The sequence below is a fragment of the Synechococcus sp. BIOS-U3-1 genome (genome assembly GCF_014279975.1).
GTDB lineage: Bacteria > Cyanobacteriota > Cyanobacteriia > PCC-6307 > Cyanobiaceae > Synechococcus_C.
This window is the reverse complement of record NZ_CP047936.1, coordinates 1,644,525-1,665,082: the sequence shown is the minus strand read 5'-3', so window position 1 is coordinate 1,665,082 and position 20,558 is coordinate 1,644,525. Positions and strand designations below refer to the sequence as shown.

At 56.7% G+C, this 20,558-nt stretch carries 25 protein-coding genes; 9 read left to right on the top strand and 16 right to left on the bottom strand.

Translation table 11 applies throughout. The features are described 5' to 3' along the window. Window positions 1–22: 22 nt before the first annotated feature. Window positions 23–1,246 (top strand): glycosyltransferase, encoded by a 1,224-nt coding sequence (locus tag SynBIOSU31_RS08955; protein WP_186489312.1) that lies wholly within the window; start codon window positions 23–25, stop codon window positions 1,244–1,246. Here the strand turns inward: SynBIOSU31_RS08955 and SynBIOSU31_RS08950 are convergent, their stop codons facing one another. Both SynBIOSU31_RS08950 and SynBIOSU31_RS08945 read right to left on the bottom strand, forming a co-directional pair. Then, complete coding sequence (locus SynBIOSU31_RS08950) at window positions 1,247–1,999, bottom strand: GAF domain-containing protein (protein WP_186489311.1); 753 nt, start codon at window positions 1,997–1,999, stop codon at window positions 1,247–1,249. A gap of 358 nt (window positions 2,000–2,357) precedes the next feature. Continuing rightward, a complete protein-coding gene (locus SynBIOSU31_RS08945) occupies window positions 2,358–2,747 on the bottom strand; it encodes a putative quinol monooxygenase (protein WP_186489309.1) in 390 nt (129 codons plus the stop codon). Between the two features lie 96 nt (window positions 2,748–2,843). Between SynBIOSU31_RS08945 and SynBIOSU31_RS08940 the strand changes: the two genes are divergently transcribed. Continuing rightward, the gene (locus SynBIOSU31_RS08940) at window positions 2,844–3,332 is read left to right on the top strand and encodes a cupin domain-containing protein (protein WP_186489308.1); all 489 of its coding nucleotides are present in this window, start codon (window positions 2,844–2,846) and stop codon (window positions 3,330–3,332) included. Between the two features lie 30 nt (window positions 3,333–3,362). On the opposite strand, the gene SynBIOSU31_RS08935 is transcribed toward SynBIOSU31_RS08940, so the two are convergent. Beyond that, complete coding sequence (locus tag SynBIOSU31_RS08935) at window positions 3,363–3,839, bottom strand: cupin domain-containing protein (RefSeq protein WP_186489306.1); 477 nt, start codon at window positions 3,837–3,839, stop codon at window positions 3,363–3,365. 69 nt (window positions 3,840–3,908) lie between these two features. Between SynBIOSU31_RS08935 and SynBIOSU31_RS08930 the strand changes: the two genes are divergently transcribed. Beyond that, entirely contained in the window at window positions 3,909–4,328 is a 420-nt protein-coding gene (locus SynBIOSU31_RS08930; protein WP_186489304.1) for a DoxX family protein, read from the top strand. A 72-nt stretch (window positions 4,329–4,400) separates the two neighbouring features. Here SynBIOSU31_RS08930 and SynBIOSU31_RS08925 read toward each other — a convergent pair whose 3' ends face one another. Next, window positions 4,401–4,595, bottom strand: a complete 195-nt coding sequence (locus SynBIOSU31_RS08925) for a hypothetical protein (RefSeq protein WP_186489303.1) — start codon at window positions 4,593–4,595, stop codon at window positions 4,401–4,403. Between the two features lie 94 nt (window positions 4,596–4,689). Further along, entirely contained in the window at window positions 4,690–4,836 is a 147-nt protein-coding gene (locus SynBIOSU31_RS08920; protein WP_186489301.1) for a hypothetical protein, read from the bottom strand. Window positions 4,837–4,995: 159 nt separating this feature from the next. Here SynBIOSU31_RS08920 and SynBIOSU31_RS08915 point away from each other — a divergent pair, with 159 nt between their 5' ends. The 3 genes from SynBIOSU31_RS08915 to SynBIOSU31_RS08905 are packed head-to-tail and all read left to right on the top strand — an operon-like array spanning window position 4,996 to window position 8,414. Beyond that, window positions 4,996–5,796, top strand: coding sequence for an SdiA-regulated domain-containing protein (locus SynBIOSU31_RS08915; protein WP_186489299.1), 801 nt, complete (start codon window positions 4,996–4,998; stop codon window positions 5,794–5,796). After that, window positions 5,789–6,760, top strand: a complete 972-nt coding sequence (locus SynBIOSU31_RS08910) for an SDR family NAD(P)-dependent oxidoreductase (RefSeq protein WP_186489296.1) — start codon at window positions 5,789–5,791, stop codon at window positions 6,758–6,760. The genes SynBIOSU31_RS08915 and SynBIOSU31_RS08910 overlap by 8 nt, the downstream gene beginning before the upstream one ends. Before the next feature lie 19 nt (window positions 6,761–6,779). Continuing rightward, window positions 6,780–8,414 (top strand): hydroxysqualene dehydroxylase, encoded by a 1,635-nt coding sequence (locus tag SynBIOSU31_RS08905; RefSeq protein WP_186489292.1) that lies wholly within the window; start codon window positions 6,780–6,782, stop codon window positions 8,412–8,414. A 51-nt stretch (window positions 8,415–8,465) separates the two neighbouring features. Here the strand turns inward: SynBIOSU31_RS08905 and SynBIOSU31_RS08900 are convergent, their stop codons facing one another. From SynBIOSU31_RS08900 to SynBIOSU31_RS08890, 3 genes are all read right to left on the bottom strand, one after another. Next, window positions 8,466–11,174, bottom strand: a complete 2,709-nt coding sequence (locus SynBIOSU31_RS08900; RefSeq protein WP_255477175.1) for a DUF1254 domain-containing protein — start codon at window positions 11,172–11,174, stop codon at window positions 8,466–8,468. 206 nt (window positions 11,175–11,380) lie between these two features. Further along, window positions 11,381–12,670, bottom strand: coding sequence for a gamma-glutamyltransferase (locus tag SynBIOSU31_RS08895; RefSeq protein WP_255477174.1), 1,290 nt, complete (start codon window positions 12,668–12,670; stop codon window positions 11,381–11,383). Window positions 12,671–12,731: 61 nt separating this feature from the next. Continuing rightward, on the bottom strand, window positions 12,732–13,238 hold the full coding sequence (locus SynBIOSU31_RS08890; RefSeq protein ID WP_255477173.1) for a DUF3828 domain-containing protein: 507 nt from the start codon (window positions 13,236–13,238) through the stop codon (window positions 12,732–12,734). 913 nt (window positions 13,239–14,151) lie between these two features. Between SynBIOSU31_RS08890 and SynBIOSU31_RS08885 the strand changes: the two genes are divergently transcribed. Beyond that, window positions 14,152–14,862, top strand: a complete 711-nt coding sequence (locus SynBIOSU31_RS08885; protein WP_186489290.1) for a response regulator transcription factor — start codon at window positions 14,152–14,154, stop codon at window positions 14,860–14,862. Between the two features lie 180 nt (window positions 14,863–15,042). Here SynBIOSU31_RS08885 and SynBIOSU31_RS08880 read toward each other — a convergent pair whose 3' ends face one another. After that, window positions 15,043–15,873 (bottom strand): M28 family peptidase, encoded by an 831-nt coding sequence (locus SynBIOSU31_RS08880; RefSeq protein ID WP_186489288.1) that lies wholly within the window; start codon window positions 15,871–15,873, stop codon window positions 15,043–15,045. A gap of 527 nt (window positions 15,874–16,400) precedes the next feature. On the opposite strand from SynBIOSU31_RS08880, the gene SynBIOSU31_RS08875 reads away from it, so the two are divergent. Together SynBIOSU31_RS08875 and SynBIOSU31_RS08870 are read left to right on the top strand one after the other, a co-directional pair. Continuing rightward, window positions 16,401–16,673, top strand: a complete 273-nt coding sequence (locus SynBIOSU31_RS08875; protein WP_186489287.1) for a DUF1651 domain-containing protein — start codon at window positions 16,401–16,403, stop codon at window positions 16,671–16,673. Between the two features lie 110 nt (window positions 16,674–16,783). Next, on the top strand, window positions 16,784–16,969 hold the full coding sequence (locus SynBIOSU31_RS08870; protein WP_186489285.1) for a hypothetical protein: 186 nt from the start codon (window positions 16,784–16,786) through the stop codon (window positions 16,967–16,969). Between the two features lie 29 nt (window positions 16,970–16,998). On the opposite strand, the gene SynBIOSU31_RS08865 is transcribed toward SynBIOSU31_RS08870, so the two are convergent. The 7 genes from SynBIOSU31_RS08865 to SynBIOSU31_RS08840 form a co-directional block, all read right to left on the bottom strand. Beyond that, the gene (locus SynBIOSU31_RS08865) at window positions 16,999–17,277 is read right to left on the bottom strand and encodes a hypothetical protein (protein WP_186489283.1); all 279 of its coding nucleotides are present in this window, start codon (window positions 17,275–17,277) and stop codon (window positions 16,999–17,001) included. 96 nt (window positions 17,278–17,373) lie between these two features. Next, entirely contained in the window at window positions 17,374–17,508 is a 135-nt protein-coding gene (locus tag SynBIOSU31_RS14790; RefSeq protein ID WP_255477172.1) for a hypothetical protein, read from the bottom strand. Beyond that, window positions 17,505–17,696 (bottom strand): hypothetical protein, encoded by a 192-nt coding sequence (locus SynBIOSU31_RS08860; protein ID WP_186489281.1) that lies wholly within the window; start codon window positions 17,694–17,696, stop codon window positions 17,505–17,507. The genes SynBIOSU31_RS14790 and SynBIOSU31_RS08860 overlap by 4 nt, the downstream gene beginning before the upstream one ends. A 386-nt stretch (window positions 17,697–18,082) precedes the next feature. Beyond that, a complete protein-coding gene (locus tag SynBIOSU31_RS08855; RefSeq protein ID WP_186489275.1) occupies window positions 18,083–18,967 on the bottom strand; it encodes a GNAT family N-acetyltransferase in 885 nt (294 codons plus the stop codon). Between the two features lie 152 nt (window positions 18,968–19,119). After that, window positions 19,120–19,545: a DUF3750 domain-containing protein gene (locus tag SynBIOSU31_RS08850; RefSeq protein WP_186489273.1), complete on the bottom strand. Its 426-nt coding sequence runs from the start codon at window positions 19,543–19,545 to the stop codon at window positions 19,120–19,122. Window positions 19,546–19,571: 26 nt separating this feature from the next. Next, window positions 19,572–19,736, bottom strand: a complete 165-nt coding sequence (locus tag SynBIOSU31_RS08845; RefSeq protein ID WP_186489271.1) for a hypothetical protein — start codon at window positions 19,734–19,736, stop codon at window positions 19,572–19,574. A 394-nt stretch (window positions 19,737–20,130) separates the two neighbouring features. Beyond that, entirely contained in the window at window positions 20,131–20,499 is a 369-nt protein-coding gene (locus tag SynBIOSU31_RS08840; protein ID WP_067093102.1) for an AbrB family transcriptional regulator, read from the bottom strand. Window positions 20,500–20,558 lie beyond the last annotated feature (59 nt).

The window sequence follows — 20,558 nt, the reverse complement described above, 5'->3', positions numbered from 1 at the left end:
CCCTGAGTGATTTCCTGGAGTGATGGATTGGGATGTTGTGTTGGACCCTCTGCTGACCACAGCCCTGTTGTTGGTGGCCATCGCTTTTTCCGCCTGCTCGGGTCTGCTGATTGCCCTGCTCGGGTTGCAGCGGGTGTTCTCGATCGCCCCTTGCCTCGACGCTGCCCCGGAGCTTGATCCACCGGACACCTCCCTGTGCGTGGTGATCCCCGCCTACAACGAAGCCGACAACATCGGTCAATGTCTGAGCAGTGTGCTCGCCAGTGATCCGCCCTGCTCGGACTGGCAAGTGTTGGTGGTGGATGACGATTCCACGGATGTCACTGCCGAAAGGGCAACGCTCGCGGCGGCAGAACACAACGTTGCACAGCCGCCATTTGAACTGATCGGGGCTGGTCCTCGTCCAGCTGGTGAGCGCTGGGTGGGCAAAAACTGGGCCTGCACCCGAGCCATGGACCAGGTGCGCAGCCACTGGGTGCTGTTCATCGATGCCGATGTACGTCTGCAACCCGCGGCCTTGCGCCGTGCTCTGGCTCAGGCGATCCGGGAGCAGGCGGATCTGTTCAGCCTGGCGCCGCGGCTTGGATGCGGCTGCCTGGCGGAGTGGATGGTGCAACCGATCATGGCCAGCCTGCTGGGGCTGGGGTTTCCGATCGAGGCCACCAATGATCCTGCTTCAGAGGTGGCCTTTGCGGCAGGGCCCTTCATGCTGTTTCGCCGCAGTGCTTACGAGGCCATCGGTGGACATCGCGCCCTTGCGTCCGAAGTGGTGGAGGATCTGGCCCTGGCAAGGGGCATCAAGGGCGGTGGCTTTCGATTGCGCTACCTGCTCGGTCTTGATGCCGTGGATCTGCGCATGTATGCCGATCTGCCATCGCTCTGGGAGGGATGGACCAAAAACTGGTTGATCGGTCTCGATCGCGATGTAGGCAAGGCTCTCGGTGCCGCCGCTGTGGTGGTGCTGATGTTCAGTATTCCCTGGCTGCTTCTGCCTTCGGCGCTTGTCTTGCTTTGGCTATTGCCCCAGTTGTCGCTTTGGTGGTTGATTTTGCTTGGATTGTCGTTGCTGGGGATTGGGCAGCAGTTAGCTCTACGTTTCTGGCAGCGACAACGCTTTGATGTGCCGCTCACCTACTGGTGGCTGATGGGTGCAGGCGGACTGCTGCTGGGGGCGATCGGACCGGTGTCGGTGTGGCGCACGCTCACCGGCCGCGGCTGGACCTGGAAAGGTCGTCAGCTGGCTTGATCAGAGACCATCCTCAATCACCTGAGCTTGTTGCCCAGACTTCTTGCTCTCTGCTTGCCATGCTTCCAGCACTTCGGGAAAGTGCTCTTCAATGCAGCCGTCGCAGATGCCATGCGAGAAGTTCAAGGTGCTGCGACGAGCCAGGTATTGATCGAGATGCACCCAATCCCCACGTTCATCCTTGGCTTTGCGGCAATAGCTGCAAGTGGAGATGATTCCTGAAGGCTTGGTTTCGGAGCAGAACGATTCGAGCAGATTGAACGAACGTTTTCTCAGATCAAGGAATGACACCACTTGTCGAGACAGGGCTTGCATGATCTGCAGCTGGTTGCCTGAGAGCTGACTGGGCTTGCGGTCGATCACACACAGCGTTCCGATTCGATGCTCTGCTTCGTTGTTGAGCGGAAAGCCTGCATAGAACCTGATTTTCGGATCGCCGCATACCAAGGGGTTGTCGACAAAGCGATCGTCTTGAAGAGCATCGGTCACGATCAGGGGCTGGTCGCTGTGGATGGCATGGGCGCAGAACGACCAGTCTCTGGGGGTTTCCTCAGCCTCGATTCCCACCTTCGATTTGAACCACTGCCGGTCGCTGTCCACCAAGCTGAGCAGTGCAATGGGGGCCTCGCACACCAGTGAGGCCATATGAGTGATGTCGTCGTATGACTGCTCAGGGCGAGTCCCGAGAATCCTGTATTCACTCAGGGCCTTGAGACGTTCCTGTTCGAATTCAGGGATGACAGCAGTTTTCATCGCCTGACTCACTTCCCCAACAACGTATTCGTCATTGTCAAATTGACTGCGTCCGGCAATGGAAGTTCATGGCGTGGGTGTTGCTCTGTGAAGTTTCGAGATGAATGAATGAGAAATGCCTTTTCGACCGGGACTCTCACGGTGTGGGATGGCGATTAAGCGTTATAAGGCGAAGCAGAAGAAGAGCCCATGCCGCTTCCCGGTTGTGTTGATGGTCTGAGGACTCATCAATTTCAAAACTCAGAAGCATTACTGAAACGGATGAAAACATTCCATTGAGTGCTGCTGAGTGCTGCACGGACTCGTGCGAGAACCTCTGAGTTTCAGCAACTCTGCGACGAGGAAGACGTCACAAGCCTTAGACACGGCTGTAGCCCAGCTTGCTGGCGAAGATTTTCAGCGGCAGCCCGAAGGACTCCATCAGAGCGCGGCATTCAGCGCCCACGGTGCCGTACACCTCGATGCTGAAGCCATCCCCCAGTTCGACATGTTGTTTGAGATAGTCCTGCACTGGTGGGTTGCTGACATGTGCCGCGAAGGCCGCATCATTGGCATAGACCTCAGACCACACGAAAGCCTGAGGATCGTCGGGGTCCTGATCGAAGGTGTGATGCAGCATGCCGGGTTCACTGGTCTGTACGGCGGCATCAGTGGCTTCGGCAAGCTTGAGGTAAGCGTCCACGCAGCCTGGTTTCACATGAATGCGCGCCAGCAACATGAACGGTGTGGATGCATCGAATCCGACCATGACTTCACTGAAAGGTCATCAATATTCGCGTTCACAAGGATTGTGGGCTGAATCATGGTCACACTGACAAAAGTGTCTGTTCCGACCTCCGAATCCATGCGCAAGTTTGTTCTCCCCGCCTTGGCGGCAGCCTCTGTTCTGATGGTGGGCGTTGCCGGTTGCTCGAACCGGGGACGTGAAACAACCAAGGCCGCCGCGCCTGCGGAGCCCGCTGCGACTGAGGTCAAGATTGAGGAGATTTTCAAAGGCTCGAAGACGCTCAACGGCACTGCTTTGAGCTACCCGGAGGGCAATCCCGAGTTGCGCCTGTATCGGGTGGAACTCCCGGTGGGTGGCAAGATTCCTGTACACACCCACCCCGCTCCGATGCTGGTGCATGTGCAGGGATTTGAATCCGGGGATCTGCTCAACACCCGGGTTCAGCCGGATGGCACGGAGGTGACCAGCGTGTTCAAGCCAGGCGAAAGTTTCATCGAGGGCTCCAAGGAGCCTCATTTCGTTCAAAACAACAGCGACAAGCCCACGGTGGTGTGGGTGATGGTGGCTTCGGTGGAGGGGATGCCTACCACCGAGTGGGATGAATAAATGACTGAGCGCTTCAGCTGACCCTGGCTGTTAGGGCTGCGTCTGTGGCACCAGATCGATCACCACGGCGGTGGCTGGTTGGTCTGAGTCATTTCTCCAGCCGTGCAGCACACCGGTGGATTCGAACACGGCCTCTCCGGCCTTGCGCTGGATCGCGCGGGGACCTGTTCCGTCATCGCGGATCTCGACTAGGGATCCATTGAGCAGGTAGGCGACCCCAGGCCGTTGCTGATGCTGATGCCAGGCCACCGACCCACCGGGGGCAATCGTGATTCGTCGGGTGCGCAGCATTCGACCTTGCAGTGCGGTGAATTCCCTCGAGAGATCCAGGCTGCCCAGGGATTCCACTTTCACTTTCTCGGTGGTGGATGGTGCATGGCGGGGAGCTTGGTGCTGTTCGCTTGCGGGCGTCACGCTCTGGGAACTGTGGTTCCGGTGAGCCAGAGTCGCAGCACTTGGAAGCAGCAGGCCGGCGAGGGTGATCAGCGACAGGACGGTGGCTCGCATGGCCGGACTCAAATTGGTCACTATTGTTTCAACCACTACCAAGGCGGTGCCTGCGACCGCTCGATCGACATGAGTACTCCCGTTTCGCCTTCCAAAGTTTTGGATTTTTTAGGCCGCGTATTGCTTGCGGCCGTGTTTGTTCATGCACTGCCGGGCAAGCTCAGCGACTTCACGGGTAATGCCGGTTTCATCGCCTCCAAAGGCATCCCTGAACCACTGGCGAACGTGCTGCTGTTGGCTGCAATTCTGGTGCTGATCGCCGGCTCGATCCTGCTGGTGTTCGGCGGTGACACGATTTTTGGTGCCTCGCTGTTGCTGGTGTTTTTGGTGCCCACCACCTTGATCTTCCACACCTTCCCAATCGATGCGGGTTTTTACATGAATCTGGGGTTGATCGGTGGCCTGATCTTGGCAATCACCCGCTCAACGGCCAATTCCGCTCCCAACTTCCGCAAGGTGCGTGCCAAGGCATTTGACAGCGTGCGCTGAGCTTGCTCTGGAGGTTCAGGCCACAAAAAACCCCCACTCGCTGGTGGGGGTTAAGCAGTCATGTTCAGGATTTCACTCGTCAAAGACTTTGCACATCGGTGAGCCCGGATGGGTATCGCAGATCTCGTCGAGCACTTTGTCGCGGTGACGGCTGTCGGGGTTATTCACTCCCGCATCCTTTTTGGGATCGAACTCTTCAGTCGTGTGCTTTTCGTTGGTGCCGAAAGGGAGCTCATACTCCTCGAACTTGTGCTTGCCATCAGACATCGCGCAATTCCTCCTATAGAACGAATTCCTTTCGAGCAGACCTTAGAGAGCCTGGGGGAGGAACTGAGCAACTTTGGCAATTCTTCCGTTGTGCTCAGCTGCCGGAGGAGCGCAACGGCCTGCGTTGCATGCGCAGGCGCTGGGGGATTTCGCTTGCGCTGGGCAGTTGCAGTTGGGCCTCGGCCCAGTCCTGCATCAGCGCTTCCAGCAGGGATTGACGATCGCCGAACAGCCGAAGCATTGTCCTTGCATCTGAGATTCAGTCGCAACAAAGCATGGCCGTTCTGCTTGGAGCAAGTGATTCTCATTAGCGTTCACAATGTGTTGCACCCGACACTTCAGCGCTGATGCCCGGCTTGTCCTGGACTCACAATCACTTCAGTGACTCGCGTGGGTGTTGATGGGGCCATTCCGCCTCGAGCTGATCCACAGGCAACGCATCGGAGATCCAGCTCTTGGCCTGAATGAACCCTCGGGCCTCAGCCTCAATGCTGATGGCACGGCGCTTTTCACGGTCAGCGACGATACGAAGGCCATCTTTTGCATGGATCTCAATGGCCGGGTGTCGACCAGTGAGTCGTTTTTTGTGAATGCGACAGGGCTGGAGGGTCTCGCCCTCAGCTGCGACGGCAGGCTGCTGCTGGCTGTGCAGGAGGAGACCAATTCGGTGGTCAGTATTGATCTCGCCAGTCGTCGTGAATTGCAGAGTCGCCCCCTGGCCGAGATGGTCAATTACGCCAGCGTTGCTATGCACTTCCCCGCTCAGCCCGACAACAAGGGTCTGGAGGGGATCACGGTAAACAGCACCAATCAGCACGTATTTGTGGTCAAGGAATGTCGACCAGGGCTGCTCATCGAACTCGATGCTGCATGCAGCACGATCCTGTCGTCGCGATTGCTAACGCCAGAGAACGGCTTCTCTCATCCAAAGCGGGGGACTCGCAGGCTCGACTTCTCCGGATTGAGCTACGACAGCCTGCACGACAGCTTCTGGATCGCCAGTGATCAGGGGCAATGCCTGTTCCATTACGACTGGACGCGTGATCGGGTGCTGCATCGCCTTGATCTCAGTCTCGAAGACGGTGGCCAATCCAAGCGTGTGCGTAAAGCAGAAGGCATCGCCGTGGATTCAAAGCGTGGCAAGGTTTATGTGGTGAGCGATCGTGACGCCGAGCTCTACGTGTTCCAGCTCCATGGCTGATCCTGCATCCAAACGCGTGCTGCTCACCGGAGGAAGCTCCGGCGTGGGTTTTGAGGCGGCAACAGTGCTCATCGCCCAGGGGCATGAGCTCACGATTGTCTGCCGCAACCAGGCCACGGCCGATCAGACCCGCAGTTTGCTGCCGGGATCCGTTCACATCCTGATCTGCGACCTAGCCGATCTCGGGGCTGTTGCCACGATCTGCAGCCAGCTTGTGGACAGCGGTGCAGCGTTGGATGCGCTGGTGCTCAATGCCGGTTTGCAATACGCCGGTGCCTCCGACCCACAGTTTTCAGCGCAGGGCATCGAACTCACCATTGCTGTGAACCAGCTGGCCCATCAGCTGATGGCGATGCGGCTGCTGCCCCTGTTGTGCAAGGCCGATAGCCCGCGGGTGGTGATCACCGCGTCTGAGGTGCACAACCCCAGCAGCGGTGCCGGCAAGGTGGGCAAGCCTGCGGATCTCGGCGATCTGCAGGGGCTGCGAGCCGGGCCCGGCTTCGCGATGGTGGATGGGAACCCAAGCTTTGATGGCAACAAGGCTTACAAAGACAGCAAGCTCTGCAACGTGCTGATGGCGCGGGAGCTCAACCGGCAGCTAGGGGCCGTGATGCCGGTGATCGCCTGGAGCCCCGGCCTGGTGATCACGCGCACCAACGGAGGCTTCTTCCGGTACAACAAGCGCAGTAACCCGCTGGGCATGGGGGCGTTCGCGTTCGTGGCCCGTGATTTGCTGCGGATCACTGAATCACCCGAAAACGCTGGCCGCTTGCTGGCGCAGCTGGTGTGCGATCCGGAGATCACGCCGGGGTTCAACTACTTCACTAACAAGGTGGTGAGGTTCGGTGGGCATCGGCTTGATCCCACGGACACCAGTGCTGATGGCGCTGATCTGCCGAAGGCCGCTGAACTATGGCGGCTGTCAGAGCAGTTGATGTCTGAGCTGCCGATCTCTCTAACTTGAGCTCAAGCACAGAAGCCCAATGGCCGAGAACGGTTTTTCAGCAAACCAGACGTCTCATGTAGTGGTGGTCGGTGCCGGCTGGGCAGGCTGGGGTACGGCCAAAGCGCTCTGCGAAGCCGGCGTGCGCGTGACTCTGATCGACGGGATGGCGGATCCCAGCGGTAGTGAGCCAATCACAACCCCGAGCGGCAAGCCCTTCGAAGCCGGCACCCGCGGCTTTTGGAAGGACTATCCCAATATCAACGCCCTCACCGATGAGCTTGGCCTGGGCTCGATCTACACGGAGTTCACCACCAGTGCCTTTTGGTCGCCGGATGGTTTGGAGGCCACCGCGCCTGTGTTTGGTGATGCGCCGCAGTTGCCCAGTCCTGTCGGGCAGGTGTTGGCCACGGTGAAGAACTTCAAGCGCCTGCCCGTGTCTGATCGGCTCAGCATCGCTGGTCTGCTCTACGCCATGCTCGATCTCAACCGCAGCGACGCGGTGTACCGGAGCTACGACGCGATCGATGCGCTGACGCTGTTTAAACAGCTGCGGATCAGTGATCGCATGATCGACGATTTCCTGCGCCCTACGCTGCTGGTGGGGCTGTTCAAGCCGCCGGAGGAGCTTTCGGCGGCGGTGACCATGGAGCTTCTGTATTACTACGCCCTGGCTCACCAAGACTCGTTTGATGTGCGCTGGATTCGCTCCAAGAGCATTGCCGAACAGCTGATTGCACCACTCAGTAACCGGCTACGGGAGCGCCATCAACTCGCGGTGCTGGGCGGCACGCTGGCGACCAAACTCAACGTGTCAGCCGACGGCCAGACGATTCGGTCGTTGGAAACCCGCAACGTGATGACGGGGAGCAGGGATGTTCTGGATGACGTGGATGCGGTAGTGCTGGCAATGGGAGCTAAGGGAATGGGTGCCTTGATGGCGCAATCGCCAGAGTGTGGTGTGCTGGCACCGGAGCTGGTGCAGGCCGGCACTCTTGGTTCGATCGATGTGGTGTCGGTGCGGCTATGGCTGGATCGCTACGTACCGGTTGCCGATCCCGCCAATGTGTTCTCGCGCTTCACTGCGCTTCACGGTGCCGGGGCCACTTTTTTCATGCTGGATCAGCTGCAGAAAGCTAATGAGCAGGAGCTCTGGGGTGGTCAGCCCGTGCAGGGCTCGGTGATTGCCAGCGACTTCTACAACGCTACGGCGATTGCTGAATTGAGTGATCAGGGCATCGTCGACTGTCTGAAGCAGGATCTGCTGCCGATGGCGCAGCCTGCTTTCGCCGAGGCCCGGGTCGTGGATCAGGAGGTGCGTCGGTATCCGCGTTCGGTGTCTTTGTTTTCACCAGGCAGCTTCAGCAAGCGACCGCCCCTCGAAACCTCATTGGCGCCAGTGGTTTGTGCCGGCGACTGGGTGCGGATGGGTGATAAAGAACACGGTGCCAAAGGTCTGTGCCAGGAACGCGCTTACGTGTGCGGTCTGGAAGCGGGTAACTCATTGCTGCGGCGCGGCATTGTGCGTGGTGACGGCGTACCGCGCAGCCGCCAGCATCCGGTGGTTCCGATCCGGGCCGATGAACCGCAGGTGCTGTTGGGTCGTGCCCTCAACAAGCTGGTGATGGATCCGCTGGAGACCCTGGGCATCGACTGGCCCTGGCTAGCGAGTTAGGTCACAGTCAGATTTCTCTCCATCAAGAGGGTCAGGAGGTGGAGCCTTGGCTCAAAGGTCAATCGAGTGAATCGTGAACAGGCCGTCATTGCGGTCATGCGTACGGCCGCCAATGAGCTGATCCTCAAAGGCGAAGCTGCTACCGCTGAGTAGATCGAAATGTCGGTAGCCACCTGGATTGGCGTTGTCGAAGGCTGTGAAGATCAATCCTTCGCCGTTGTGCACGATCGGGGCGTAGAGCTGACCTGTCGTCAGCTCGATGGCCCCTTTCTGGGTCGAACCGATGCTCGTTGCAATCGGGGTCTCGGGGTGCACCCGATTCTCCCAGGCTTTCACCAGGTAGCTGCTGTCATCCGGCGCAACACCGTCGATGCTGCCTGTGAGGTCGTCGATGACATAGAAGAAGAGCCGGTTGTCGTAGGCGCAGTCTCGGGAGTAGCTGTAATTCACCGTTGCGGTCTGTCCGTTGAGGGCCTGAGGCAGGATGCTGAGGTCGATTAGGGCTCCAACGACATCGCCGTTGAACGCTGACGGGATATCGAATGGATGGGTGGAACCGAATGTCGGTTCTTTGGCTTTCACCAGCGCCTCGCCATGTTCGCTCAAGAGATCCCAGGTATCGAGGCGGTTGAGCCCAAGACGCTGAATCATTGGAGGCACATAAAGGTCGGGAGACCCACGCCGTCGGTTATTGGGCGCGAGGACCGATGGTGTATCCGTTTTCGGCAGGTAGTAGCGGACCATCACCTGGAATTCATTGGCATTGGCTGGGTTGGAGGACCCTGAACCGGTGACCGACGGGATGGGAAGCCAGTTCCGCACATTGGATTGAGGCTTGAAGCTTGAGAGGCTGAGAGCGATGGATCCATCGCTTTCGATGGCGAGGGTCGTGCTGGCATTGGTTTCACCTGCCAACTGACTGGATCCGAGTTGCGCGACGGGATTAATCCATCCGAACGACAGGCGGCTGCCCGGCGCACCATTGAGCGAGAGCTCCGAGCCAGGGGTGGGGGATCCAGCGCCACCAATCGGGATTCCGTTGCTGGCGTAAGACGGTTGATAGTCAGATGCCAGCGAGAGCAAGAGTTCGTTGCCGACCTCCTGAGCTTTATTCACGTAGTAAATCGTGTCGGCATCAAGGCCGTTCACACCATTCGCAGATCCTGTTAACAGGGCTGTACCAACAGCGGTTCCCCGGTTCCAGTTTCCGGGTTTTGCTGTTCGAAGCCGGCCATCCGCGGTGAGCGTGGCTGTGGCATTGATGGGTGAATAAGCCGTGTTCTGGATGGCGTTCTCAATCAAGAAAGGCTGGTAAGCATTCCCTGGGTTTGGCTGGTAAATCGTGAAGGCCCAGAAGCCTTGGGCCGGTGCATACGTTTCGGTTTCGGGAGGAGCTTGGTCTGCTATTGCCGGCAGGACAATTTGGTAGTCATAGGTACTAGTGAGTGGATGACCTTCGTTATCGATTTCAGTGGTGGGATAGACGGCGTCATTGGGGATGTTGGCTGCACCTCCTTGAACAGCAACACCAGCGCGAACAAGCCATGAACTCCAAGTGTTGGGGTAAACCCCGATATTTTCGTTGGAGATATTCCAACCATTGTTGATATCCATGTTGCCTTCCACCAATGCGGTGGTGGCTTCACTCAGCAGATCGAGGCCGTAGCGATAGGCCTCCTGGAAGACAACTTTTTCCTGCGCTGTCCAGTTGACGGGAAGGGAAAAACCTGTTTCCAGATTGAGTCCGATCGTGGCAAAGCGCGCATTGAGGTCAGCCCGATCTTTAGGTGTGAGAGCAGAGGGAGGCTGGTAAGGCGTGTCGGAATTCTGTAGCGAGTTCTGGTTCCCGATCCAGATTTGATAAGGGGGAGGTGTGACATTGGTCTCAAGTTCAGCAGGGACAGGATTGAGTGCCAGTGCTTCAGAAACTTGCTTGAAGAATTTCACAGCATGCGTGGGGATTTCTCCCCATGTCCTGCTTGCTGCTTGATTCGGCGATGATTGACTGATTGGTTTGGAATAAGGGACGACTCCGGTTTCCTTGAAGTCCTTCAGAGACGTGAGCTGAAAACCGCTACCCAAGTCATCTTTGGTGCCGTTGATGAAAGCCCGCGTGGCTGTCATTGCATCGGCGTCCAGGGTGTTGGTATCGATGCGTGCCGTGATCCAAGCCAAGGATGTATCCACCTGGAGCACCGGCAACTTGGTTCCCTGGATTGTGACTTCTTGAATGCTCTTCCCGTAATAAGTGCTGTCAGGCCCAACCAAAAGAATCTGTTGAGGAAACTCAGATCCACCCTTTGGGATCGTTCTGGGCCCTAACGATCCAACGGTGTTGATGTAAGCATCCAGAACTGCAAGGATGTAATAGGCATCATCTGGGTTCTTAGGGAGCTGCAGCACCTGTTCCCCGTGATCGGCTTCATCAACTTTTCTGAGGTCAATCCATGCGGGCATGTAGAGCACCGAAGCATTGGGTGCTGGTGATGAACTCTCATTCAGCCAGCTGGCGGCAAAACTAGGCTTAAAGAGTGAGTTTGCTGGCGCCTGAGTGCGGGTGTTGAGGTTATATAAACGGAAAGTTTGATTGAGTGGATAAGACCAGATCAAGGCCTCTAGCGTCGAACGAAAAATAGAATTTTCATCAGCATTGACATCTAATAACCCGCTGCTTGCCTTGAAATCATCCAGCAAAGATGGAATATTTAATCCGTTGCCATTGGCTGATAAGTAATCACTAGGCCATGCAAGCGGGCTCATTGAGCTAGGTCAGCAGTCCAATTCTTTTTAGCGAGGGAGCTGGTGATTGGTCGTTAAGGCTCTGGCTTCAGATCCTGCGTTTGAACCCTGGAATGGTGTGAACTCGGATCAGAGATTGCCATGGCTGTGCCTTCACGGCGCGGGTCGGCCGCTCCATGCCAGCGGCCGTTGATCTTCTGCACCAGAGCGGTGCCGCTGCCGATGGGCTATAGGCGTACAGGTTGATGAGTGATTTGCAGCTGGTCCAGCGACAGCGGCCAGGGAATCGGTGGATCTTGCTCCAGCACGAGTCTTTGGCCGCGGCTGGAGAGATGGGGCAGGCCCACGGCCCGCTGTGGTGGTTCGTTCCAGATCAATGAGGCGAGCAGCACTCGGCTAAGCAGATGGGGAATGCTGCGACCGCCAGGGCTACCGAGTGCAAGCACCGGTTTGCCGTCTCGGAATACTAGGGATGGCGCCATCGACGACATCGGCCGGCGACCGGGCAGGCGTCGATTCGCGATCGGCTGGTCCCCAACCGTGGGTTCAAAGGCGAAGTCGGTGAGCTGATTATTCATCACCATGCCGGCTACCAGGTGCCGACTCCCGAAGACCGTCTCCACCGAGGAGGTGTAGCTGGCGATGTTGCCGAATCCATCCACGATCGTCACCTGTGTGGTGCCCTGTTCGTGGCCTTGGGCCGGGCGACCGTAGGGATAGTGATCGATGCCTGCTGGCAGTCCCGGTGTGGGTTGAGCGGTAGGTATGGCCTGCATCGATTGGGAGCGGCCCCGGATGTAACTGGGATTCAGCAAGGCCGCGGCGGGGACGGCTGCATTGATCGGGTCATGCACCCAGTAAAGGCGGTCGGCATCAGCCCACGCCTGGGCCTTGGCGAGCTGCAGCCAGGTGTTTGGATCAGCAGCCCTGGAGAGCGTGAGATCTGTTGACTGATTCAGCAATGCCAGGGTCTGCAGCAGGCCCACTCCGCCACTGCTCGGTGGCGGCATTGTGCAGACCCGATGCGCGAGTTGCTCGCTGCAGAGCGGCTGGCGGTGCAGTACGGCATAGGAGGCCAAATCGGTTGCGCTCCAGCCGCGGAATTCAGGCTCTCTGGCCTGCAGTGCGGCCATCTCTCGCAGGATCTGGCGGGCCAAAGCACCTTGATAAAAATCAGGTCCGCCGTTTCGCGCCAGTGCTTCCAGCGTGCGTGCAAGGGCCGGGTTGCGGAAGATCTGATCTGCCGGGGGCGGCTTGCCGCCAGGTAAGTAGAGCGCTTGAAACGTTTTGCTGTGACCCGCTCCGATGCGTTGGGCGAGGCTGATCGAACGCAGCAGCCGCGGGCTTGGCATGAAGCCATCCTTGGCGAGCTGGATCGCCGGGTGCAGTGTGCTGGCCCAAGGCAGACGGCCGTATTGCTGATGGGCTACCCAGAGCAGCGCCACCGTCCCGGGGATGCCGATTGCATTGAGCCGTGCCGTGGCATCTCGCCAGAGCAGGGGGGCAGGGCTACGCAAGCGGAGTCGTTGACTTCGTGTTCCAGCTTGGCCGCTGCCGATCGTTGGTGGGGGTTGTGGATCAGGGCATTGACTTGATCAGCTTCTGCAGAAACGGCTTGAGTTGAAAGACCTGCTCATTGAGGTAGGTGATGTCGCTGATCCGCCAGCTGCCTGTGCTGTCCTTGTTCAGTTCGTAGAGCAACTTGCGCGGGGGTTCGCCTGATCTGCCTCTGAGGCCAGCTTGCACATCTACCGCAGCCTTGATGCTGTTTCCGATCTCCGCACTGCAGCCAATGACAGTGGCTCCGAAGGTTGAGACCTGGGTATTGCTGAACACATCGAAATCCAGATAACGGCCATCACGCGAAGGTCTGAGCTGCCTGGCCTCCATCAGTAGTTCGAACAGTGAGGGTGAGAAGCGCTGGCGCTGAGTGGAAAGAGACTTCACCTGATCCATGCGCTGATCCATCTGTTGCACCTGCCAGCGATAGAGGCCATTGAGCTGATCGATCACGCTTTGCGGGCAGGGTCCATCTGCTGCCGGCACGGTCATGGCGATCAGGCTTGTTGCCAGCAGTGGAAGCATGGCTGCGGTTCGGTTGGCTCCAGTCTGGCTGTGATCTCCAACCAAGACTGGGTTTTGAGCGCCTGATCAAGGTCACGTTTCACGCCAGCAGGGCTAAAGAGCATGTTGCCTGTGCCAAGGTCTCAGCTTCATTCGGTTGAGTGGCTCGCGATCCATCACTGGATGACAATCGACGTTCCATTTCATTTGTCGCCAATCACACCGCAGTGCTGATCTGAACACGACATGATTTCAATACGTGGATGGGTCATGCCGACCAAGACGCGGAATCCAAATAACCGGACAAGTCAAATGAGCCGAAGAGGAATTCATCCCCTGCTGATGGGTTTAGACAAGCCCAAACCCAAATCAATCGAGAAGAAACAGGTTGAACTGTCTGGCTACGAGTCGGCACAGCGCAAACGTTTTCTTCGCTCAGAAGCAGATGAGTCAGAACAGAGCAAAGCCTCCTGAGGCCGAAACGCTGAAGCTGTTCGTGTGAAGAGGGGGCGACAGAAGCCGCCTCCGCTCTCATGACGTGGGCGCCCCACCAAGAGCGTTTCCCACGCACCATTGATGGCAACAGAACTGGGAACAGGCAAGTTATCGGGAACTTTTTTGACTGAAGGGAATTAGCGGTCAGTGAGTTTCAATTCAACAGAGATTGCTCCCTCATCCGAGGGATGCTGGATCTCTTGGAATAGGGCTGAATGGTGTTGCGTGCGCAGAAGCTTTCATGCCACCCGCCTACGACTTGATCATTTTGCGTGATGGAGAGTTTCAGACCAAAACTGTGCAGGTGGCTAATGCGAAAGAAGCTTGGCGTTTAGGACGTGAGCAATATTCCGATTGCATGCGCGGTGTCGTTTGCCATGAGGGCTCGGCAGTTGCACCCGTTGAACCCAGCTAAAACAAGACCACTGTTGAACTCGTTATGGAGCTGCTCCTTGACTCCCGAATTCTGAAAGGAGCTGTTGAGCAAGCCGCTCAGTTGTTGCAGAGCCGGCGGATCGTGGTCTGTATGGGCGATCGCTTGGCCTTGATGTGTCTTTGTCTCACTGAACCGATAAGGCCTGTGGTCTTGGGTGCTGCAACCACTGAGGATGAAGGCTTCGAGCTGGTGCGGCGCACCAAGCCTGATTTATTGATCTGCAGTTCAGATCTGGAAACCGGTTATGGCATTGATCTGATCAAAAGGGTCCATGCCGAGTCGCCAAGCTGTCAAAGCCTGATTGTGCTCGTTCGTGAAACGCAAGCAGTCGTGCGCGAGGCCATGGATGCCTATGCCGATGGCGTGATGTTCAAATCCAGCTTCGGAACAGGCCGGGGCGACTTCATTCAGGCGCTGCAAACTCTTGCTGGGGGTCAGGTTTATTACCCCGAGGAGATCCGTCGTTTGGGCTCGGAAACGCCTCGGCCACAACTTCCACCTTTGGTGGAGCCGCTCTCAGATCGCGAGATCGAGGTGGTCTCCTTGATTGCTCTGGGTCTCAGCAATCAAGCCGTTGCTGATCAGCTGCTGATCTCAATCGAGACAGTGAAAACGCATGTCGTCAATGCCACTGGCAAGCTTGGTGCTCAAGGCCGTACCCAGCTTGTGGTGAAAGCCATTGCCTACGGGTTGATCGATCCATCAGTTAGTTGATCGATGAGCGGCTCGGGCCCCATAGGGTGCTGCTTCATGCTCTTTTCTCCCTCAGGTCATGGCTGATCGGGCCTTGTTTATTGAAGCGCGTCGCGATCGCCCATAACGGCAAGTGATCCGCCTGAAAGTTGAGGTTGGACAGCTGCAGTGAGCCCTTTGAATCACAGTCTTGATGAGACCTCAAAGCTGTGCCAATGCCACCTCGAGTCCATCAATCACTGCAGCCAGGAAGGGCAGATCGAGAGTGTCGATCGTGTCGCTCATCTGGTGGTAATGCGGGTTTCGTAGGAAGGAGGTGTCCGTCACCATCAGGGCGTTGTATCCGAGATCCCAGAAGGGGCTGTGGTCGCTACGGCGCACAGCCGGCACATCGAGTCCAGCGCGTAGCACCGGCAGCGCTTTGGTTGCCACGTGTTGCCCCATGGCACGGGTGAGCTGGCTGAGCATCAAGCCGGCACGCGCGTTGGCCACCAGTGCAATGAAGTCGCCGCGGTTGCCGTAGAGCCTGCCCATGGCGGGGTTGGTGTAGCTCTGCTGGTCGCTGGTGTAGGCGAGCATTTCCAGACTCACCATCAGCTTGAGCCGTTGCTGTTCAGCCTTGAGTTGTGCGGCCAGCACAGAGCTACCGATTAGGCCCCATTCCTCCAGATCGAAGGCCACCAGCCACACAGGTCGCCGCGGTGGTGAAGTGCTCCAGAGTCGGCCCAGCTCAAGCAGGGCTGCCACCCCACTGGCATTGTCATCGGCTCCCACCGATTGGAGAGGTCCGTCGTAATGAGCTCCCACCAGTAAGGCCAGGCTCCTGGGATGAAGGCCGGGAAGTTTCAGGATCAGATTCACGCCTTCATGGCTGCCGTGTCTGAACGGGTGTTCCTCCACTGCTCCAAGTGCAGTGAGTTGTTCGCGCACATAGCTGCGCACGGCCATCAGACCCACCGGATTCCAGCTGGCATGGCGGGGAATGGCGATGGCTTCGAGGTCTTTTCGGCAGGTGGTTGAAAGCAGTGCCATCTCCTCAGTTTGATGACCTTGGTTTTCAGATCACCAGACAGGGAAAGCCTCCTTTCTCAGGGGAGGCTCTTGATCAACGGCGGGGATCCATGCCGTTGGTTGTCGCGTCACCCGACGCCATTGCAATCTCGAGCAATGCCTATCGATCTTCCAGGGGGACAACCGTCTGCTCCGGGTGCGGAGATCTCCACTGCAATCTTCAAAGCCGTTGGGTCGTGAATCGCTCAGATACCCCGCAACCAAGCAAATACGACCTGCGTACCAACAGCTGATCACGTGCAGCCAAGGCGGCACCTTTTAGTTTCGCAGGACAAAATGCTTGAAGGTTGGATGTCTAACCCGACTCAGCCAACGGTTTGGCCCGCTTTGTTGCCCACATTTCTGTTCTTTGGAGGATTGGCTTCCGCTGCTCTGCTGACTCAGTTGGTTGGCTAGCTACCGCTGTCTCATCGCCGCAGAGCGCAAGTTGGAGTGAGGTTCTGTGAACTCTGGCCTGCATTGACACGGATCACGACGAAACTCCGCGGATGCCCAACCAGGACCACCCCTCCCATGAACTACCGCTAAAGGCTGGCAGGGATGGCTGGCTCGTGAATGGAGATGAGCAGCTGCTGGTGAGATTCAGCCATGGCCTCTCAACCGCCCATGGTCAATGGGTGATTCTCAGCACCTATCGCTGGGTGAGACCCCATCCTCCGGAACCGCAGAGCCAGAGGAGGATGATTCAGCAGAACGCCATCGAGGTATGGCAGAACATGCAAAAGGTCGGATGGCGGCGTTGTCGTCCACCGGTGCGCTGACTTTGTATTGGTAAAGCGAAGCGCATCCAACTGATTTGCCGGGGTTTGCTGATCTTGTGATTGCCATTCCACGGCGTCCCGTTTAGATCCTGGTTATCAGGGCATTGGGCATGGACCGCGCTCATAATCTCGCCGGACTCGCCTCGATTGCAGTCGCCAGGGAGTCCATGGGCGAAGCTAAATGGCAAACCATGGTGAACATGCGCCGAGCTGCCTATGTCCACCGGATCATTGACTGCATGCTCACCGGTCAGGTGTCACGCTTGCCAGACACCCATCGGATCCACCCGGTGTGAATCAGCTGGCACTGCTCTGGCGTCTGTGCTCATCCAATCGGTGGGAGTAGTTGCCACGTCCACTGGATCAACCAGGCAATCGCCAGCGAATGCAGGATGTAAGTGAACTGTTGGCTCAGCTTTGGGAACTGACGTCTGACCGTTCCATGACTGGTTTCCTCTGCCGAGCCCTGGGTCAAAGCAAGATGTGCGCCCCAGTTCAGCACTAACCAGGCAGAGATCCACTCGACGAACAGGTATTGATCGAGCCCGAACATCCGCAATGCTCCTTTGCTGGTGCAGTACAACTCTCGCAAAGTTGCGATCAACAGAATTCAGCGGCTTGGTTTCTCGTCTGCAGGCAGCCATCGAATCAATCCGGTGTGGTCTAGCAAACGTTGAGCCCACGGTTTGCAGAGCTTTGATCAGATCAGTTTTGAACCGCCCATGATCCAGAGCACAAAAAACAGCAGGATCCAAGGCGTCAGGAATGAGCAGTAGGTCTGCACGAGGATCAGAACCACCAACGCTCCAATGGCTGTTCGCAGCTTGGCGTTCACAGGCTGCTCACTGCAGGAGCCAGAAGCATCGCCAGCAAGGCAGCTCCAAGTGACACCAGCCAGGCCAACAGCCGCTTGTGTACGGCGACCGGACGGGGATCAATCCCAGCCAGGATCACGACGCTGGCATTTCCGAACAGTCTGATGGCCACTGTGATCAGGGCTAGCGCTAGCAGCCTTATTTCCATGCTGATCCTGTACTCGTTCCAGTGCTTGAACCCCAGCCTTCTATAGCCAATACAGGCTTTCAGGATTCCGTCTAGTCCGGCGCTGAATCGTTCAGCACCGGTCCCACCTAGGCGACCAATCGACCATCAGATTGGACTTACAACCTGGCAACAGCTGCTTAAAAAGCCTTGCATCACCTGAATCACCAGCCCAGGTGAAATGCATCCAAGTCACTGCATCATTTGAGGGTGCAATTACATTCTGGCGCTGTCCCACCAGCGCCCGAACGACCAATCAGCCACCTCTGACTCATTGGACTTCAAAATTGCCATTTCAGCTGGCAACGTCAATGTGTCGCCGACTTCATTCGGCGAATGAATAATGGCCGCAATGGCTTTTGCATTCACTAGCCAAGTTCAAGGCAGGCAAGCCCGTACACCTCATCTAATTGTCGGGACGGCATCACTCCGCGGTACATCCTCAGCGTGCGTCCTGCAGGTGTGAAACCAAGTTTCTGAAGCAGCGGCGAGGCCAGTGCATTTCCGCCTGGTGAATCAATGATCACTAATCCATGCCTTGCCTTGAGGAGATCCATGATCAACAGCTCAGCGAGTTCTGGGGAATCTGCCAGTAAGGGGCCGATGCGCCAGCCTGCTTCGTTCTTGAGCAGGCATGGCCGGATTCGGGCAAAACCGTGGCAGTTCTGCTTCTTGTCCAGCAGCGCCGTCACATCACCTGCCGGATGATGAAGCCAATCAGACAGAAAGTGCGGTCTGGGATTGAGTTCACGATCAGCGTCATAGATCTGAATCTTGAGTTCAGGGATGTCATCCCCATGAATCAATCTCAGCCCTTCCGGTTGTTTTGGTGATCTGAGCTGGTCTGGAAGGGAGTCAACCTCAAGCTGCCAACGTGTTGTTGTTGAAGCGGGTTGAAACCCCCAGTTTGAGTAATCATCAATCCTGTTTTCTGCTGCTTCGAGCCCAACGCAGCTCACGTTATCGAGATGCTCCAGCGCTTCTCGCCAGAGTTTCACCCCATAGCCTCGACCTCTCTGATCTGGTCGCACGATGTAGAGGCCGATAAAACCGTAGGCATGGTTGTAGCGAATGCCTGCGATGCATCCGATTGGTTCTTCATCCAAGCAGCCCGTCCAAATGCCCTGACGGTCTGTTTGGCGATAAATTCCGATATCGCCCGTACCTGGAGCAAATCCTTCATTGCGCGCCCAGTCGTTGATCAGTGGAAGATCAACGGGTTTAACAGGGCGAATCGTGAAGGTTGAGTTCATCCCATCAGCCTGAAGCGACCATCTTGGTGCTGCAAGCAGATTTCATGCGCTGAAAGACTTGACTGAGCAAAGCTTCAACGCGTTGCGTTGTTGAACGTTGAAGAGCACAACAGCTCTTCGGATCTGTGTGGCATCGTCATCAGGTTTGTTCATCAGGCGACGTCTGGAACAGGAAAGCTTTTGCCGATGGCTCGAATGCCGAGTTTTGTCTTTGCTCGGACGATCCATTGCGCAAACGTGTTGCTGTTAGGGCCTGGCCAGTACCTGTAGGTCTCGGTGAAGGGGTAGTGGTTTGGGGAGGATTCAATCGTCTCAACCAGGCTCAAAGCATCATCACCAATCCATTGCTTGATTAACTGTGATGGACCATTGCCAACACCTTGGCGGGGAGCCAAAAGGTTTTTGTGTAAATGCCCCCAGCAGGAATGATTCTGGCGCGCGAATTGCCACACTTCCCAGCGATCGCAAGTCTGCTGACCGCTGGCTTCGTTACCACGGATCACGAGCAGCCAATAGTGATCTGCAACCAGGCCTGGCAATCCTGGGATTTTGGCGGCTCGCAACTCAACCTTCAGCATGGGCTGATCGAATTAGAGATCAAGTTTTAAAGCTCTTTGGTCTGCTGCTTTTTACGGAGCTGAGCTTTTTTTAGCTTCTCCTGCACTTCGTAATTGGTCGTGCGAGTAAAGGAATAAAAGAGAACAACAACAATCGCTGCCAGCCCCAAACCCAGTGCCACCAAATAGTACGGAGGAATCAGGCTCAGCAAGTGCTACACAACCGTTTAAACAATCCTAGCTCGCTCCAGTTGTTTCAACGGTTTGGGCCTTTGACTCAATCTTTGCCGTTTCGACTGTTTGCTCACTTTCGAGAGGGACTTCGATGGAAGACTCATCGTTGAACAGATGCAATGTTCCGTCTCCTCTGACGTATTGATAATCTTCCGGTTCACCTGTGACCTCCTCCGACTTCAGAACAATCTCCAGCTCCTTAAGAGATAAGTCTTGCCATTGGAGTTTCTCTGGACTCACCGATGATTTGCCTGGATGCAGCACTTTAAGCGATGGGCCATGGTGTCGCTTCGGTTGGTTTCAACAAAAAAGCAGGGCTGACCAGCAACCCTGCCTCAAGTTGATTAATAGTGATGGGCTCTATCGGCCTGATCACTCTTCCCCTTCTTCCTCACCTCCGACAGGAATTAGGCGAATTGCCTTCTTGCCCAGCTTGATCTCGAATTCATCGCCAGGTGCAAGATCCAGCATGGCGGTATAGGCCTTACCAACCAGCAGGTTGCCGTTGCCTTGCACTTTGGCCGTGTAGCTCAGTTTGCGACCACCTTTGCCCATGCCGGCAGAACCACCACCGAGTTCGATGCCCTTGGCATTCAGAAGTGCTTCGTAGAAAGCGGTGAAGTTCACCCGATCAGAGCCGTCTTTCTTCTTAGAGACGTACCCACAGGCAGTTGCCAGATCAGTTTTGGAGACATCCCCCAATTCTTTGACCTTGGCCAGCAGATCAGCACCAGTGAGCATTTTAGTTAGAAGAATCCGTCACCCATATTTATACCCTGCTGCCCCTAAATAACAAGTCG

Bases quoted from the DNA above. Each gene is read 5' to 3' on its own strand.
- SynBIOSU31_RS08955 (WP_186489312.1), top strand. From the start codon at position 23: ATGGATTGGGATGTTGTGTTGGACCCTCTGCTGACCACAGCCCTGTTG.
- SynBIOSU31_RS08950 (WP_186489311.1), bottom strand. From the start codon at position 1,999: ATGAAAACTGCTGTCATCCCTGAATTCGAACAGGAACGTCTCAAGGCC.
- SynBIOSU31_RS08945 (WP_186489309.1), bottom strand. From the start codon at position 2,747: ATGGTCGGATTCGATGCATCCACACCGTTCATGTTGCTGGCGCGCATT.
- SynBIOSU31_RS08940 (WP_186489308.1), top strand. From the start codon at position 2,844: ATGCGCAAGTTTGTTCTCCCCGCCTTGGCGGCAGCCTCTGTTCTGATG.
- SynBIOSU31_RS08935 (WP_186489306.1), bottom strand. From the start codon at position 3,839: ATGCGAGCCACCGTCCTGTCGCTGATCACCCTCGCCGGCCTGCTGCTT.
- SynBIOSU31_RS08930 (WP_186489304.1), top strand. From the start codon at position 3,909: ATGAGTACTCCCGTTTCGCCTTCCAAAGTTTTGGATTTTTTAGGCCGC.
- SynBIOSU31_RS08925 (WP_186489303.1), bottom strand. From the start codon at position 4,595: ATGTCTGATGGCAAGCACAAGTTCGAGGAGTATGAGCTCCCTTTCGGC.
- SynBIOSU31_RS08920 (WP_186489301.1), bottom strand. From the start codon at position 4,836: ATGCTTCGGCTGTTCGGCGATCGTCAATCCCTGCTGGAAGCGCTGATG.
- SynBIOSU31_RS08915 (WP_186489299.1), top strand. From the start codon at position 4,996: ATGGGGCCATTCCGCCTCGAGCTGATCCACAGGCAACGCATCGGAGAT.
- SynBIOSU31_RS08910 (WP_186489296.1), top strand. From the start codon at position 5,789: ATGGCTGATCCTGCATCCAAACGCGTGCTGCTCACCGGAGGAAGCTCC.
- SynBIOSU31_RS08905 (WP_186489292.1), top strand. From the start codon at position 6,780: ATGGCCGAGAACGGTTTTTCAGCAAACCAGACGTCTCATGTAGTGGTG.
- SynBIOSU31_RS08900 (WP_255477175.1), bottom strand. From the start codon at position 11,174: ATGAGCCCGCTTGCATGGCCTAGTGATTACTTATCAGCCAATGGCAAC.
- SynBIOSU31_RS08890 (WP_255477173.1), bottom strand. From the start codon at position 13,238: ATGCTTCCACTGCTGGCAACAAGCCTGATCGCCATGACCGTGCCGGCA.
- SynBIOSU31_RS08885 (WP_186489290.1), top strand. From the start codon at position 14,152: ATGGAGCTGCTCCTTGACTCCCGAATTCTGAAAGGAGCTGTTGAGCAA.
- SynBIOSU31_RS08880 (WP_186489288.1), bottom strand. From the start codon at position 15,873: ATGGCACTGCTTTCAACCACCTGCCGAAAAGACCTCGAAGCCATCGCC.
- SynBIOSU31_RS08875 (WP_186489287.1), top strand. From the start codon at position 16,401: ATGCCCAACCAGGACCACCCCTCCCATGAACTACCGCTAAAGGCTGGC.
- SynBIOSU31_RS08870 (WP_186489285.1), top strand. From the start codon at position 16,784: ATGGACCGCGCTCATAATCTCGCCGGACTCGCCTCGATTGCAGTCGCC.
- SynBIOSU31_RS08860 (WP_186489281.1), bottom strand. From the start codon at position 17,696: ATGGAAATAAGGCTGCTAGCGCTAGCCCTGATCACAGTGGCCATCAGA.
- SynBIOSU31_RS08855 (WP_186489275.1), bottom strand. From the start codon at position 18,967: ATGAACTCAACCTTCACGATTCGCCCTGTTAAACCCGTTGATCTTCCA.
- SynBIOSU31_RS08850 (WP_186489273.1), bottom strand. From the start codon at position 19,545: ATGCTGAAGGTTGAGTTGCGAGCCGCCAAAATCCCAGGATTGCCAGGC.
- SynBIOSU31_RS08840 (WP_067093102.1), bottom strand. From the start codon at position 20,499: ATGCTCACTGGTGCTGATCTGCTGGCCAAGGTCAAAGAATTGGGGGAT.